We start from the raw sequence: 14,752 nt of genomic DNA, 5'->3' as shown, positions 1-14,752 counted from the left end.
ATATATGCTTAATTAATTATATTAGTTCTTTAACTTTAAAGAATCATTTATTAATTCATCTATCTTTTCTTCTAACTCTAAAACTTCTTTTTCTGACCTATTACCATGTTTTAGTCTTTTTATAATTTCTTTTGATATCTCTTCGATTTTTTCATAGTTCTTATCTTTAAAGATGCAAGTTTGCATTACCTTATTTGGATAGTAATCATACAAATTTTTACCCATTTTTTTTGCAAATACTTTAAAGTATCTATCATATATACTTGAATTTAAAATACCTACTAAGTATTCATATGAAAATTCTTCTATGTATTCATCTTTAATGTAAAATGAGTATACATCTGCACTGCAATAACTCTTGTTATAATCAATTGCAAACCTATTTTCTTTTGATTTGTAAGGATACATTATTTTTTTTCTTTCAAATATAGATTTATCTCTTCCCCATTGCAACTCATACCATTTTCTTATATTTTTTTTACATTCTCTTCTATTTTCTAATTTAACTTTATAATTTTTTATGTGGCTTATAAAACTTTCATACTTAGTAAAATTATCTATATCATCACTGTATATAAGTTTTAATGAATTTTTTTCTATATTATACTTTCTTATATTTTTATTTTTAACCCAATTTTTCAATATATTACGCTCTACTTGTGATATATTAAAATCATCCTCATCAATAACAAATGCTTTATCACATCCAGTTATTACACCTTGAAAACTTACACATATATCTTTTAATTTATATTTACATATATTTTCAATGTTATAATATAAATTAATATTTTCTTCTTTATCTATAATCCAATCCTCTTTCATAGTGCTTTGTCTAATATTTATTTTAGAAAAATAATCACTTCTATGAAGTACATCATCAATATCATTTATTTTATTTAAATCTAAACTATAATTATTTAATTTATATACATTTACAACATTTTCTTTTGATATATGTTTTGTCATAGTAAATATACAACTTGCTATATTAGCATTTCTAAATACATTTACACCATTAAAATCTACTATTTCATTTATGCTTACATTTTCTAAGATATATCTTCTTAAATTTTTTCCACTTTGACTTTCTAAAAAATATCTTGGAGTTATTATACTCGCAATTCCATTTACATTAAGTAAATCTATTATTCTTTTATAAAAACAAAAGTAAATATCTCCCTTATCTCTATAGACATCTTTAAACTCTTTTAAAAGCCACTTTTTATAGCTAATTTCAAGTTTTTTATGACCTATATACGGTGGGTTACCTATAATATAATCAAACTTATTTTCCCAAAATAAAGTTATTGTATCTTTGTCTAACCCTAATTTATTCAAACTATCAAAACAGTATATGTTAATTTTTTCTACATTTGAATCTACATCTTTGTTTAATAGTGAATACTTCAATACTTCCACAGCTTTAGAATCTATATCTATTCCATATATACAATTACTAATTATATGGTTATGGATATCTTTAATTTTCAATTCATATTTATAGCTTTCAAAAACTTCATAAAGTCTGTCATATACTTCTAATAAAAAATTTCCACACCCACATGAAATATCTATAATTTTAGGGCATGGATTTTTTATAAAGTCATGATTTTTTATTATGCTGTTAATTATATAATCTATAATATGCTTAGGTGTATAGTAAATTCCCAAAGACTTTTTATCATTTTCGCTTAAGCTTTTTTCATATAAATCAGATAGATAATAATTGCTATTATTTACAATCTCCATAATTAAACTCCCCCTAGAAAATACCTTTTCATAATTTTTATTATAGCAAATATTACCTATATTAAGTCATATTAATTCCATTTTTGAGCAATCCATTTTAGGACATATCTTATGTCACATTCTTCTCCTATATTAACCAGTTTAGATATTGATTTATAGTCATCTAATCCTATATTGCTATCTATATATGGATCAATTCTTACATAATTTTCATCTAATAATTTTGATGTACACACTTGGCTAAATTGTGAATTTCCTTCTAGTGCTATAGATACTATAGGATATGGAGGCTCTTTATTTATTATCCAATCCATAGCACCCCAATTATCCTCATCTACTAAAACTCTATTATATGAATGTCCAGTTCCAATTGAAATCATTTTTATATTTTCTATTTTTTTTGCTAACCCATCATCTAGCGCGTGTATTAAACAAGCTAAACTTGGGTCGTTTGCTATTACACCTCCATCTATATGATTTTTATATATAGGAAAGTATATAGGTGCAGCACTGCTATATAACATAACATCAATAGCATTACAATTTTCCGTAGGTGAGCCAGGTATATTATTGTAAAATATAGGTGTCCACTCATTTTCATTATCACCTAAATAGAAAGTTGGTATAACAACAAATTTTTTTAAATCCTTTAAAGTAAGTTCTTCTGGAAATATATTTAACAATACCTCTTTCAATTTTTCTGTACTGTACTTGCTTCTTATTATACCTGGGTAACTTTTTGAAAATATATATTCTCCATTTTCATCTGTATATATATCTAAAATTTTAGATGTAGATAGTCCATATGCAAGAGCTATAGCTATAAAACTTCCTGTAGATGTTCCTCCTAATAAACTAGTTTTATCTAACAATGTTGGATAATGTTCTTTTAATCTATTTAGTAAAGTGATACTCAGTGCACCCTTTATTCCTCCTCCATCAAATGTAATTATATTAAAACTATTAATTTCATTCGACATACTAATATCTCCTTTCATATGTTTTATTAATTTGCTTATTATAAAATATATGAAAAAACATAAAAAAAGGAAGTATATTAATTAATATACTTCCTTTTTAACTTTTAGTATCATCTATATATCTTAAGATACCTTGAGCTATTCCTTCTGCCATTCTATCTTGATAACTATTATTATTTAGTTTCTCTGCTTCTTTTTCATTTGTAATAAATCCAACCTCAACTAATACTGCTGGCATATCTGATTCCTTTAAAATTTGTAAGTTAGATGGATATATACCTCTATTTTTAGAATTTAAATACAAGCTTATCGTATCCTGTATAGTTTTTGCTAGTTTTTCTGAATCAGCCATTCCGTTTGCTTGATAGTACGTTTCTATTCCATGAGCTAAATTTGAATTACTTTGTGCATTTGCATCTATAGAAACTACCGCATCAACGCCTTGAGAATTGGCCATTTTGATCCTATCTTCTGCTGAAATATAAGTATCTTCACTTCTTGTAAGAATCACTTCTAAATCATCATATTGAGATAGTTCTCCTGCTACTTTTTTTCCTATATTTAAACAAACATCTTTTTCTAAAACACCATTAACACCTTCAGTTCCTAAATCACTACCTCCATGTCCAGGATCTATTAGTATCTTAAACTTATCACTTGTCTTTTCATTGTCTAAGCTAAGATGCTCTATTTCAGATTCTTTTTTTGATGCTTCATTTGTATTATTTCCATTTTCATTTGTTTTAATAGTCCTAGTTGTACCAAATGTGTTCTTAAATATAAATAAAATTGAAAATACAATTATAAGTAATAAGCTTATTAAAATAATAAACCTAGACTTATTTATCTTTCTTTTTACATTTTTTTTCTTTTTAGCCATATAGTCACCCTTTAACTTCTTAATTAAGGTTAATTCTAGCATTTTTTTGTTGTATTTTCAATATTTCTATATCTATCCGCCTAATGTTATATCTTGCTTATTATACCAACTTATAGCTTCCTCTATATGATTATTTTTAAAATCTGGCCAATACTCATCTAAAACATAAAAATCTGCATATATAGATTGTACAGGTAGGAATCCACTTAATCTGCGTCTTCCGCCCCATCTAATTATCAAATCTAATCTTGATATATCAAATGACTGTATGTATTCTTGTATATTATTTTTATTGTTTCCTTTTGCACTAGATAAAGTATTTAAGTCCCAATGCCACCCATAATTTACTAATAAATTAGCTTTTATTTGACCTTTTTTAGCATTAATTCTCTCTGTGTATGGCATTAATTCTTTTGGAAACATGGGTGAGTTTGTATTCCCTATAACTAACAAAGACGCACCTTCATCAACTAACATTTTTGCTGCATTTACACAAGCACTGGTAAAAGCTTGAGTTTGGTATGAAGGCCTTTTTGCATTGTCTGTCGTAAATCCATAAAAAGTAACTTCTTCAACTCCCATATCTCTACAAGTTCTATAAGCTTCAATTCCCGGATCTAAGCCGTTATCATAGCCTTTATCTTTTGTAAGTCCATTAGACTCTGCCCATCTTCGATTACCATCTGGTATTATTCCTATATGTTTTGGTATTCTCATTATAATCACCTCTTTTTGTATGATTATCTCCAATTCCACTTTTTTTACACAATATTCAATATATTATTAATTATTTTTCATATTTTTTTCTAAAACATTTTCATTGGTATATAATTATATAGAAACTATAAATATATTTTTAATGGAGGATTTTATATGAAAAGATTATTGCTTTTATTTTCTTTAATTTTGACATTTTCCCTTGTGGGTTGTTCATCTAAACCAGTAGTAAAAGATATACCTACTAGCGAAATAAAAGATGCCATAATATCGAAAAAACTTATTGATGTTGAACCATTAAATGATATTCCTGCTAAAGACGCACCTGCTCTTGCTTCTGTTAAAGACAAAATAGAAGAAGGCTTTATGCTTCAAGCTATGATTAATGTCAAATTAAGAGATGTTATTGTCGTAAAAACTAATGATACAGAAGCTGTAACAAAAGCTTTAGAAGATTATAAAGAAAATTCACTTAAAATGTTCGCTGATGGTTATGGTGGTGAGGATAATGTTTTAAGTATCTCTAACTCTATACTTAAAACAGTTGGTAATTATGTTTACTTTATAGCAACGCCTAATGCACCTGAAATAGAAAAAACTATTCTTAATTTAATTCAAGAATAGTTTATGATTAAGGGGTATAGTTGAATGTCCTCAGCCATATCCCTTATTTTATTATATAAATATAAGGAGGTGATATAATTGGTTTTTAGTAGTATTGTATTTATATTTTACTTTTTACCATTAGTGTTGCTTTTTTATTATCTATTTCCCAACAAGTTTAAAAATTTAACTTTATTTATATTTAGTTTATTGTTTTATTCTTGGGGAGAACCTATATATATTTTTTTAATGTTATTTTCATGCTTAAGTGATTATATACACTCTATAATTATAGATAAGTACAGAAGCACTATTTATTCTAAAATTGCTTTAATTTCATCTATTTCTATAAATATAGGTATTTTAATATTTTTTAAATATTTGCCATTTAACTTACCTTTACCTATAGGTATTAGTTTTTATACTTTTCAAACTATGTCTTATTCTATAGATGTTTATAGAGGAAATGTTCCTGTTCAGAAAAATTTTCTAACCTTAGCTACTTATGTAACCCTATTTCCACAGCTGGTTGCAGGTCCAATTGTACGATACATAGATATAGAGAAGGAGTTAGATTTTCGTGTTCATAACTTAGATACATTCTATCAAGGTGTATATAGATTTATAGTTGGTCTTTCAAAAAAAGTATTGCTAGCAAATAATCTAGGCATCATATGGAATAATATAAAAATTTCACCTATTCATGATCTTTCTTTATTTACTTCATGGTTAGGAATAATTTGTTTTACACTACAAATATATTTTGACTTTAGTGGTTATTCTGATATGGCTATAGGACTTGGAAAAATGTTTGGTTTTACCTTCCCTGAAAACTTTAATTTTCCATACATATCTAAATCTATAACTGAGTTTTGGAGAAGATGGCATATATCCCTAGGAAGTTGGTTTAGAGATTATGTATATATCCCCCTTGGTGGAAATAGGTGCTCTAAACATCGCTGGTTTTTTAATATCTTTGTAGTTTGGTTTTTAACAGGAATTTGGCATGGAGCAAGTTTTAATTTTATATTGTGGGGATTATACTTTGGAATAATTTTAGTTTTAGAAAAATTATTTATTCTAAACTTATTAAATAAACTGCCTAATTTACTTAGACATTTTTATACCTTATTTATAATAATATTAGGATTTGTATTATTCGAATTTAATAGTTTATCAAGTATATCTAGTTATTTGAAATCAATGCTCTTTAATTCTAACTTAATAGATTACAACTTTATATACTATTTTGTTCCAAATATAGTTCTACTATTAATATCCTTTATATCTTGTACTCCGATAATCAAGTACATATTGGATAAATATAATTTATTTAGATTTGTGTTTTTATTATTAGGATTAATTTTATCTACATCATTTTTAGTAGACTCCTCTTTTAATCCTTTTCTATACTTTAGATTTTAGGTGATTATTATGAAAAAAATTACAATAATATTTTTTATATTGTTCATATTTAGTGTTCCTTTAACCACTATACTACTACCAGATAAACAAATAAGTTACATTGAAAATAAAGTTTTAGAGCAAATGCCTAAACTTAGCATAGATGATATATTGTCAAAGCAATTTATGGAGGATTTTGATACATATACAACAGATCAATTTCCTTTAAGATCTAAATTTATAAAACTAAAAAACTATTATAGCTATTTACTTGGAAATAGAGAATTTAGAAATATATATATCAGTAAATCCAACAAATTATTAGAAAAGTTCATATTTAATAAAGCTGTTATTGATAAAAATATAGATAATATATCCAAAACAGCTAATCATATAAAAAATAATTATGGTATAAAGTCTAAACTTATGATTATTCCTACATCTACTGCATTCTATGAAGATGAACTATATAATTATATGATTACAGATAATCAATTAAACGCTATTAACTATATAAATGATAGTTTTATAAATAAATCAAGTAGTAGTTCTTTTTATTCCCCATATAAAATCCTATATGAAAATAAAGATAAATATATATTTTTCAATACAGATCATCATTGGACTCAATTAGGCGCATGTTTATCATATGAAGATATGTATAAAATCAAGGTCTTAGATGACCCTGTAGCTGTTTCAAATTCCTTTTATGGAACTTATTACTCTAAGTCTATTTTAGACTTTATAACGCCAGATACAATCTATGCTTATAAAACTTTTAATAATTATAAGTTAACTATGGATTTTAATTATACTTATAATTACCTATACGATAATTCAAAACTAAGTACTAAAAATAAATATCAATATTTTTTACATGGAGATCCAGCTATAGGCTATATAGAAGGCAATGAAAAATCAACAAAAGAAATACTAATTTTAAAAGATTCTTTTGCTCATAATTTTATACCTTTCTTAACATTAAACTATAGTAAAATACATTTTATAGATACTAGATATTATAATGGTAGTATAGATGATTACTTATCTAAAAATACAAATATAGATGAGATTTTATTTACTCATAATATAGCTAATTTTAATTCTAATATATTATATGAATAATGTATTTATAAAAATAAAGGGGGATGATTTTTTGAAAAACTTATTTGATAATACTAAAATTAAAAATATGAAACTTAAAAGCAGATTTGTTAGATCTGCAACTTGGGAAAATTTAGCTAGCACTAGTGGTCATACTAATAAAGATATTCTTAAAGTCTATACAGATTTAGCTAAAGGTGGAGTCGGACTTATAATAACTAGTTATGCTTATATAACTGACACTGAACAACCTAATGCTAATATGTTAGGCATTTATGATGATTCTTTTATAAATGATTATAAAGATTTAGTAAAAAGTGTTCATGATTATGATTGTAAAATCATGATGCAAATAGTTTACGGTGGAAGCCAGACTTCTTATAAAACAGATGGTAGATCTATATTAGGTCCATCAAATATTCCTCATATTAAAACAGGAGTAATCCCTAAGGCTATGACTAAAGCTGATATAGAGTTTATAATTAACGCTTTTTCTGATGCTGCTTATCGATGTAAATTAGCTGGTTTTGATGGTGTTCAAATTCATGGAGCTCATGGTTATTTACTTAGTCAGTTTTTAGATCCTTATCACAATAAAAGAGATGATGAGTATGGAGGTAGTATAGAAAATAGATCTAGAATAATACTTGGAGTTTATAAGGCTATAAGAGAAAAAGTTGGAGATGATTATCATATAGGTATTAAAATTAACTCTAGTGATTTTAGAGATAGTGGAGCTACTTTTAATGATTGTAAATATGTAGTTCAAAAACTTGATGAACTTGGCATAGATTCTGTTGAAGTAAGTGGAGGAGATTTTAGAAGTTTTAAAGGTGAGTCTTATTTTAAAGATTATGCTAATGAGCTAGCTTCTTCTGTAAAATGTCCAATAATACTTGTTGGTGGAAATAGAACTTTTAAATCTATGACTAATGTATTAAATTCTACTAATATAGGTTATTTTTCTATATGCAGGCCTTTGATATGTGAGCCTGATCTTATTAATAAATTTTTAGATAACAATGCATATACACATAAATGCGTAAACTGCAATCAATGTGTAAGAAACAATAAATTATGCATACTTCATAAGTAATAAATAAAAGACAATGGGAGGTATTAGTTTCTCCCATTGTCTTTTATTTATAATATCCTAGTATTTTTATATATCTTCTCTCTCCCACTTTTTCACTTAGTGGATAGTCAATTAAATCTTCTGTGTGTTGACATATAAGATAATCTAATAAATAGTTTTTGTTATCTAAAATAACTTGAGTAACTATCATTGTATGATATGCTATTCCTTCATATACTAGTTGAACTATATCTCCAATTTCTAACTCATTATACTCAGCTAAAACAGCATATATACCATAGTTTGTTGAATTTTGATTGTTATTATTTAAAATATATCTGCCAAATGCATTTGCTGATGTCCATGATGGCGTTCTTGAATAATCACTATACCAATACCATTTTGCCATTATATCTCTACCTTGATTATCAAAAGGTATTTCACCTTCATGTATACATTGAGATATATAATTGGTACAGTCTCCTCCCCAAGGGTCATAGTCTTTGTACTTGGGATTTCTATATAATGCCCATGTTCTTGCATATTCTACAGCTTCATTTCGTTTATACTCCATTAATTCCCTCATTTTATTTCACCTATTATACAAATTTTATACTCTTTTCATTTATATAAAAAACTTTATCTTCTTCTATATCTTATTTATTATTATATATATTTGTAATATTTTTATAGTTACATTGTTTTTTAAATAATTTTTTTAAGTTATAGATTTTTATTATTAAAATCATAATTATAGTTTTTTATATACTCAATTAAATTCTTATTTCCAGTAGTGTACATAAAATTAACCGATATACTTACTGTATTATTCTTATTTAAGTTAATTTGATTCCCTATAAGTATATAATCTTTCTTCTCTTTACCTTATTGATCTACTACGTTTATAAACCTATATACTTTATCATAAATAGTTTTATTTATAAATTCCATACACAAACCTCAATCTCTAGCTTAAGTCGAGGATATTCTATGGTGTAACTTATATACTTATTTTCATCGCAAACACAGTGGTTTTTATAATAACCGTATGATTATTTCTCATTTTGTATTAAGTTTTTAACATTTATCGTATTAAATATATGTTTTTATGATCATATTTATTACCCCTATTAAAACTTTGTTATACTAAATATGGTTATAAAAATAATTAAAGCGTAGATCATATCTACGCTTTAATTATTTTTATAACCATATTTTTATCTAAATCTTTCAATTATAGCATCCACTATATATTTACTTGCATATCCATTTCCATATGGATTTGATGCTTTACTCATATTCTCATAGGCATCTTTATTAGTTAACAACTCTTTTGTAAGATCATATATTACTTCTTCATCGGTTCCTGCAAGCTTAAGAGTTCCAGCCTCTACCCCCTCTGGTCTTTCTGTTGTATCTCTTAAAACTAAAACTGGTTTTCCTAAAGATGGAGCTTCTTCTTGTATTCCACCACTATCAGTCATTATTATGAATGATTTATTTAAAAAGTTATGGAAATCAAAAACTTCAAGAGGCTCTATTAGATGTACTTTTTTACTATCTCCTAGTATCTCATCTGCTGCTTGTCTTACTAATGGATTTAAATGTATTGGATATACAACTTGCACATCATCAAACTCTTCCGTTATTTTTTTAATTGCTCTAAACATGTTTTTCATAGGTTCCCCTAAGTTTTCCCTTCTGTGAGCAGTTAACATTATCATTTTATCTGAGCCTATCTTTTTAAATATTTCATTTGTGTAATCTGGTTTAACAGTTGTCTTTAATGCATCTATAGCAGTATTTCCAGTTACATATATATCTTTTTCATTTTTTCCTTCTTTTAATAAATTTCTCTTTGATATTTCAGTTGGAGCAAAGTGCATATCAGCTATAACTCCAGTTACTTGACGATTTACTTCTTCTGGATATGGGGAATACTTATCATATGTTCTAAGTCCAGCTTCAACATGTCCTACCAGTACTTTATTATAAAATGCAGCTAAGCTTCCTGATAAAGTTGTTGTTGTATCTCCATGTACTAAAACAATATCTGGTTTAACCTTTTCTATTACTTCGCTTAAACTTTGTAATACTCTCGTTGTTATATCAACTAATGTTTGTCCTTGTTTCATTATATTCAAATCGTAGTCTGGTGTTATATTAAATGTTTCTAAAACTTGATCTAACATTTGTCTATGTTGCGCAGTTACACACACTATACTTTCTATTTCTTCTCTTTTTTCTAGTTCTTTAACTAAAGGAGCCATTTTTATGGCTTCAGGTCTAGTTCCAAAAATAGTCATTACTCTTATTTTTTTCATACATTGTCTCCTACATTAAAAATATTTTATATTTACTTAGAAGTTTATTCTTTTATTTTCAATATATAAATTTAATAAATATTTGCTTAGTACCATATATATATCTTCAATACTTGAATTTTTATCTATTAAATATATTTATAGCTCTCCTAGCAGTTTCTTTAGAATCATTCTTTAATTTATTTGAATATATTTCTAAATCTTTTTTTATTGATGTTTCATTTTTAAAAACATATTTACTTAGTTCTAGTAACTCTTCATATTTCCAATCTTCATCTACCCTGCCTATACACTTTTGATTTATAAGTTTTAAAAAAGATTCTACTTTAGGGTCGTATGATATTCCAATCATAGGAGTATTTGATATAGCTGCAAATATTAATGAATGTAATCTCATACCTATCATTAACTTTGAATTTTTTATAAGCATTATTTTTTCTTCTATAGTCATATTATAATCTGCTACTATTGCATCTTGTTCCATAAAATCAACGATTTTACAAGACTCATTATAGTCATTTTTCCCTTGCATTGGAACAAATACTATTTTTTTATTTAATAGAGATATTTCATCACATGCTTTTGCTATCTTTTTAGCAAAATCTATATTACTGTTTTTCCAAGTTCGCACACTTACTGTTATGTACTCATCTAGGTCTAATTTACTTATATGAATATCATCTATATTAAGTCCCATTACAGGATCAGGTACTATATCTACATCTTTATTAACACCTATGTATCTTAATAGCTCTAATGATTCTTTATCTCTAAGTGTTATATAATCAACTTTATCCAATGCCTTCTTTACTCGTTTTTTACTAGAACTTTTATTTATAGGTCCTATGCCTTGTGCATATATAAATGTTGGTATTTTTAAAACTTTTGCAATTCTAATTATTGATGTATAGTATATAATAGATCTCAAACTAGTGACATCTTGCAACAAACTTCCCCCACCACTAATTAATCCATCACAGTTCTTAAGTTCTTTGTAAATTCTAAATATATTCCATCTATCTACAGCCTTTACCTTATATCTCCGCTCTGTATATTCAATATCATTAGATAGTACAACTATATCTATTTTAGAATTAATTTCTCTCAGATCAGAAATTATAGATTTTAGTATAGCTTCATCTCCTGAATTGTCAAATCCATAATATCCTGAGATCAATATCCTCATGCTACCTCTCCTTTATTTAATATATTTTAATTTTATATTAGTTTAAATCAGAAAAATGGTATCCTTAATAATAAAAAAAATATATACAGACTTATATACTACTTATTATAAATTATTGTTTTATCATTATTTTTTACATTTTTTGTATATTTTTCAACTCAATCTTCTATATATTTTACCATTTAAAAAATGCTTTGTATACATGTTTCACTTAGTTGAGTTCATATCTTACCTATAAATATAAACTTACATTATAACTGGAATCTAATATTATATTAATTTACATTATTTAAAAAGATAATACCTATTATTCCCAGAACTATTTAAACTCTATTTTAATTAATTGTTAATCTTTACCCTATGTTTCAATTTTGTTATTCTTTTATAATTTTTATGTATTGAATATATGTATATAGTTTAATATAATTAAGTGTACATAAAAATCGTGAGAAAGAAGGGATTATTTTGTCGAATTTAAAAAAATTCGTTATAGCTCTATTACTTCTTGTAATTTTGATACCTGCTGGGGCATTTGGCTTAATTTACTTTAAACTTCATAGTATTTATGATAACAATGCAGATACACAGTTACTTAATAAAACTGATTACAAAGAAGAAAAAGGTATAACTAATATATTATTAGTTGGAATAGATGCTAGAAATCTTCATGAAAAAGCTAGGTCTGATTCAATGATGATTCTTACAGTAGATAATAAACACAAAAGTTTAAAGCTTACATCTTTAGCTAGAGATACATATGTGAATATACCAGGACATGGTATGGAAAAGTTAACACACGCTTATGCTTACGGAGGAGTTAACTTATTAATTGAAACTATCGAAAGTAATTTTGAACTAGATATACAAAATTACGCAATAGTTAATTTCTTTTCTTTTATGGATATTGTTGATACACTTGGAGGAGTTAGTGTTGATGTTCAAAAAAATGAACTTAGCGAATTAAGAAAATATACACAAGAGTGTTATGATCTTAATACAAACCCTAATAAAGGAGACCTTAAATTTGTAGAGTCAACAGGTTATCAAAAGCTAAATGGGTATCAAACGCTTGCTTATGCTCGTATACGTTATAACGATTCTGCTATGGAAAGAGATCATCGTCAAAGAGAAATAATGCAAGGTCTTGCTACAGGACTTCAAAACTTACCTGTAACTAAATATCCTGAGCTTGTAGATACTATTTTACCTTATGTAAAAACTAATATGAAGCCAACCGAGATTATTAAACTAGGTGCTTCAGTACTTAGTATCGGTAACTTTGATATAAAGCAACTTGAGTTCCCTATTGCTGAGTATAGTACCGGTGGGATTGTTGGAAGTGATGGTTGGGTACTTCAATTTGATGCTTCAAAAAATTTACCTATACTTCATGACTTTATATTTAATAATGTAATGCCTAAAATTTAAAAATAACTAAAATAATCTATAGAATTGTCTTTCTATAGATTATTTTATATATAATATAAATCTAATTCAAATATTATATTTTAAATACATATTAAAAAGGAGGTTTTTATGAAAAATATTTTATTTATTCCATGGACATTTAGTAATGGAGGTGGATCTGAAAAAGTACTATTCAACTTAATTTCATCATTATCCAAACATGGTTATAAAGTTAGTGTTCTCGAGCTAGAAAAAGGAATTCACAACGATTATATTAATAGCAAAAAATTTAATTATCTTGGGTATATATTCAAATCTAAAGTTTTAGATAATAGTATACAATATAAATTTTATAGAAAATATATTTTTTTTATTATGAAAAATTTCCCCAAATATTTTATAAAAAAATATTCATTAAATAAATTTGATGTCTCAATATCATTTAATTACTTATACCCTAGTTTTATAATAAGCAATATAAATTCTAAAAAAATTTGTTGGTTTCATGGATCAATTGAAGACTTGAATTTTAACAATTTAAATAGCTTTAATAAATTTAAAGTTAAGCAGTTGTACACTAAACAACTTAGTGCACTTAATAGCTGTAACTATATAGTATCAATTTCTGCTAGAACAACTAAGTCTTTAATAGATTTATATCCTCAATTTTCAAATAAAATTATAGAAATCAATAACGGATATGATTTCGAAGATATAATTTTAAAATCAAAATCTTTTTCTATTGATAATTTTGATATTGTTTCAATTGGTAGATTAGATAAAAATAAAAATTTCAAACTTTTAATAGAATCCATTTCTATTTTAAAAAAGTCGCTCCCTAATATTAGGGTTAAAATTTTAGGTGATGGTCCAGAAAAGTCAAATTTAATAAATCTTATTAAAGACTTAGGCCTTGAAGATAATATACAGTTAATAGGTTATGTTAAAAATCCTTATCCCTATATAAAATCTGCTAAAATCATGACACTTACATCTTTATCAGAAGGGTTCCCCACAGTGTTAGTAGAATCTTTAGCTTTAGGGGTTCCATTTATATCAACAAATGTTGGTGGTGTTTCTGAACTAAGTAATAATTCAAGGTGCGGCATTATAATAAATACTAGTAATGAATTAGCTAACTCTATATACTCTTTATTATCAGATGATAAAACTTTATCTGAATTTAAAAACAACTGTATCCCCTTTGTAAAAAAATATTCTTTAGATACCCAGTTTGATAAGGTTAATTCAATTTTGATTAAATAGTATTTACTATAAAAAATGATTATATATTATGTAAAATGTATCATATATATTGGA

At 25.8% G+C, this 14,752-nt stretch carries 13 protein-coding genes; 6 read left to right on the top strand and 7 right to left on the bottom strand.

Features of this window, described 5'->3' with window-relative positions; all coding sequences use genetic code 11:
* Positions 1 to 21 precede the first annotated feature (21 nt).
* The 4 genes from ACEXNK_RS06430 to uppS form a co-directional block, all read right to left on the bottom strand.
* On the bottom strand, positions 22 to 1,752 hold the full coding sequence (locus ACEXNK_RS06430) for an Eco57I restriction-modification methylase domain-containing protein (protein WP_373598479.1): 1,731 nt from the start codon (positions 1,750 to 1,752) through the stop codon (positions 22 to 24).
* Between the two features lie 71 nt (positions 1,753 to 1,823).
* A complete protein-coding gene (locus tag ACEXNK_RS06425) occupies positions 1,824 to 2,732 on the bottom strand; it encodes a patatin-like phospholipase family protein (protein WP_373598480.1) in 909 nt (302 codons plus the stop codon).
* Between the two features lie 97 nt (positions 2,733 to 2,829).
* Entirely contained in the window at positions 2,830 to 3,612 is a 783-nt protein-coding gene (locus tag ACEXNK_RS06420) for an N-acetylmuramoyl-L-alanine amidase family protein (protein ID WP_373598481.1), read from the bottom strand.
* 72 nt (positions 3,613 to 3,684) lie between these two features.
* The gene (gene uppS / locus ACEXNK_RS06415) at positions 3,685 to 4,329 is read right to left on the bottom strand and encodes a polyprenyl diphosphate synthase (protein WP_373598482.1); all 645 of its coding nucleotides are present in this window, start codon (positions 4,327 to 4,329) and stop codon (positions 3,685 to 3,687) included.
* Between the two features lie 156 nt (positions 4,330 to 4,485).
* On the opposite strand from uppS, the gene ACEXNK_RS06410 reads away from it, so the two are divergent.
* The 4 genes from ACEXNK_RS06410 (at position 4,486) to ACEXNK_RS06395 (ending at position 8,536) form a co-directional block, all read left to right on the top strand.
* Positions 4,486 to 4,953 carry a DUF4358 domain-containing protein gene (locus ACEXNK_RS06410; protein WP_373598483.1) on the top strand — a complete coding sequence of 156 codons (468 nt, stop codon included), beginning with the start codon at positions 4,486 to 4,488 and terminating at the stop codon, positions 4,951 to 4,953.
* A 78-nt stretch (positions 4,954 to 5,031) separates the two neighbouring features.
* On the top strand, positions 5,032 to 6,357 hold the full coding sequence (locus ACEXNK_RS06405; protein WP_373601572.1) for an MBOAT family O-acyltransferase: 1,326 nt from the start codon (positions 5,032 to 5,034) through the stop codon (positions 6,355 to 6,357).
* A gap of 9 nt (positions 6,358 to 6,366) precedes the next feature.
* A complete protein-coding gene (locus tag ACEXNK_RS06400; RefSeq protein ID WP_373598485.1) occupies positions 6,367 to 7,461 on the top strand; it encodes a DHHW family protein in 1,095 nt (364 codons plus the stop codon).
* 31 nt (positions 7,462 to 7,492) lie between these two features.
* A complete protein-coding gene (locus ACEXNK_RS06395) occupies positions 7,493 to 8,536 on the top strand; it encodes an NADH:flavin oxidoreductase (protein ID WP_373598486.1) in 1,044 nt (347 codons plus the stop codon).
* A 43-nt stretch (positions 8,537 to 8,579) separates the two neighbouring features.
* Here the strand turns inward: ACEXNK_RS06395 and ACEXNK_RS06390 are convergent, their stop codons facing one another.
* The 3 genes from ACEXNK_RS06390 to csaB all read right to left on the bottom strand — a co-directional run bounded on the left by ACEXNK_RS06390 (position 8,580) and on the right by csaB (position 12,025).
* Entirely contained in the window at positions 8,580 to 9,101 is a 522-nt protein-coding gene (locus tag ACEXNK_RS06390) for an amidase domain-containing protein (protein WP_373598487.1), read from the bottom strand.
* 631 nt (positions 9,102 to 9,732) lie between these two features.
* Complete coding sequence (wecB, locus tag ACEXNK_RS06385) at positions 9,733 to 10,839, bottom strand: non-hydrolyzing UDP-N-acetylglucosamine 2-epimerase (RefSeq protein ID WP_373598488.1); 1,107 nt, start codon at positions 10,837 to 10,839, stop codon at positions 9,733 to 9,735.
* Positions 10,840 to 10,960: 121 nt separating this feature from the next.
* Positions 10,961 to 12,025 (bottom strand): polysaccharide pyruvyl transferase CsaB, encoded by a 1,065-nt coding sequence (csaB, locus tag ACEXNK_RS06380; RefSeq protein ID WP_373598489.1) that lies wholly within the window; start codon positions 12,023 to 12,025, stop codon positions 10,961 to 10,963.
* 465 nt (positions 12,026 to 12,490) lie between these two features.
* On the opposite strand from csaB, the gene ACEXNK_RS06375 reads away from it, so the two are divergent.
* Both ACEXNK_RS06375 and ACEXNK_RS06370 read left to right on the top strand, forming a co-directional pair.
* Positions 12,491 to 13,453: an LCP family protein gene (locus ACEXNK_RS06375; protein ID WP_373598490.1), complete on the top strand. Its 963-nt coding sequence runs from the start codon at positions 12,491 to 12,493 to the stop codon at positions 13,451 to 13,453.
* Positions 13,454 to 13,561: 108 nt separating this feature from the next.
* Positions 13,562 to 14,698, top strand: coding sequence for a glycosyltransferase (locus ACEXNK_RS06370; RefSeq protein WP_373598491.1), 1,137 nt, complete (start codon positions 13,562 to 13,564; stop codon positions 14,696 to 14,698).
* Positions 14,699 to 14,752 lie beyond the last annotated feature (54 nt).

Origin of the sequence: Paraclostridium bifermentans (assembly GCF_964259345.1) — a bacterium.
Taxonomy (GTDB): Bacteria; Bacillota; Clostridia; order Peptostreptococcales; family Peptostreptococcaceae; genus Paraclostridium; species Paraclostridium bifermentans_B.
This window is presented reverse-complemented; position numbering and strand designations above follow the sequence as displayed.

What these genes read in the sequence shown, in the direction of transcription:
- ACEXNK_RS06430 (WP_373598479.1), bottom strand. Translation starts at nt 1,752, where the DNA reads ATGGAGATTGTAAATAATAGCAATTATTATCTATCTGATTTATATGAA.
- ACEXNK_RS06425 (WP_373598480.1), bottom strand. Translation starts at nt 2,732, where the DNA reads ATGTCGAATGAAATTAATAGTTTTAATATAATTACATTTGATGGAGGA.
- ACEXNK_RS06420 (WP_373598481.1), bottom strand. Translation starts at nt 3,612, where the DNA reads ATGGCTAAAAAGAAAAAAAATGTAAAAAGAAAGATAAATAAGTCTAGG.
- uppS (WP_373598482.1), bottom strand. Translation starts at nt 4,329, where the DNA reads ATGAGAATACCAAAACATATAGGAATAATACCAGATGGTAATCGAAGA.
- ACEXNK_RS06410 (WP_373598483.1), top strand. Translation starts at nt 4,486, where the DNA reads ATGAAAAGATTATTGCTTTTATTTTCTTTAATTTTGACATTTTCCCTT.
- ACEXNK_RS06400 (WP_373598485.1), top strand. Translation starts at nt 6,367, where the DNA reads ATGAAAAAAATTACAATAATATTTTTTATATTGTTCATATTTAGTGTT.
- ACEXNK_RS06390 (WP_373598487.1), bottom strand. Translation starts at nt 9,101, where the DNA reads ATGAGGGAATTAATGGAGTATAAACGAAATGAAGCTGTAGAATATGCA.
- wecB (WP_373598488.1), bottom strand. Translation starts at nt 10,839, where the DNA reads ATGAAAAAAATAAGAGTAATGACTATTTTTGGAACTAGACCTGAAGCC.
- csaB (WP_373598489.1), bottom strand. Translation starts at nt 12,025, where the DNA reads ATGAGGATATTGATCTCAGGATATTATGGATTTGACAATTCAGGAGAT.
- ACEXNK_RS06370 (WP_373598491.1), top strand. Translation starts at nt 13,562, where the DNA reads ATGAAAAATATTTTATTTATTCCATGGACATTTAGTAATGGAGGTGGA.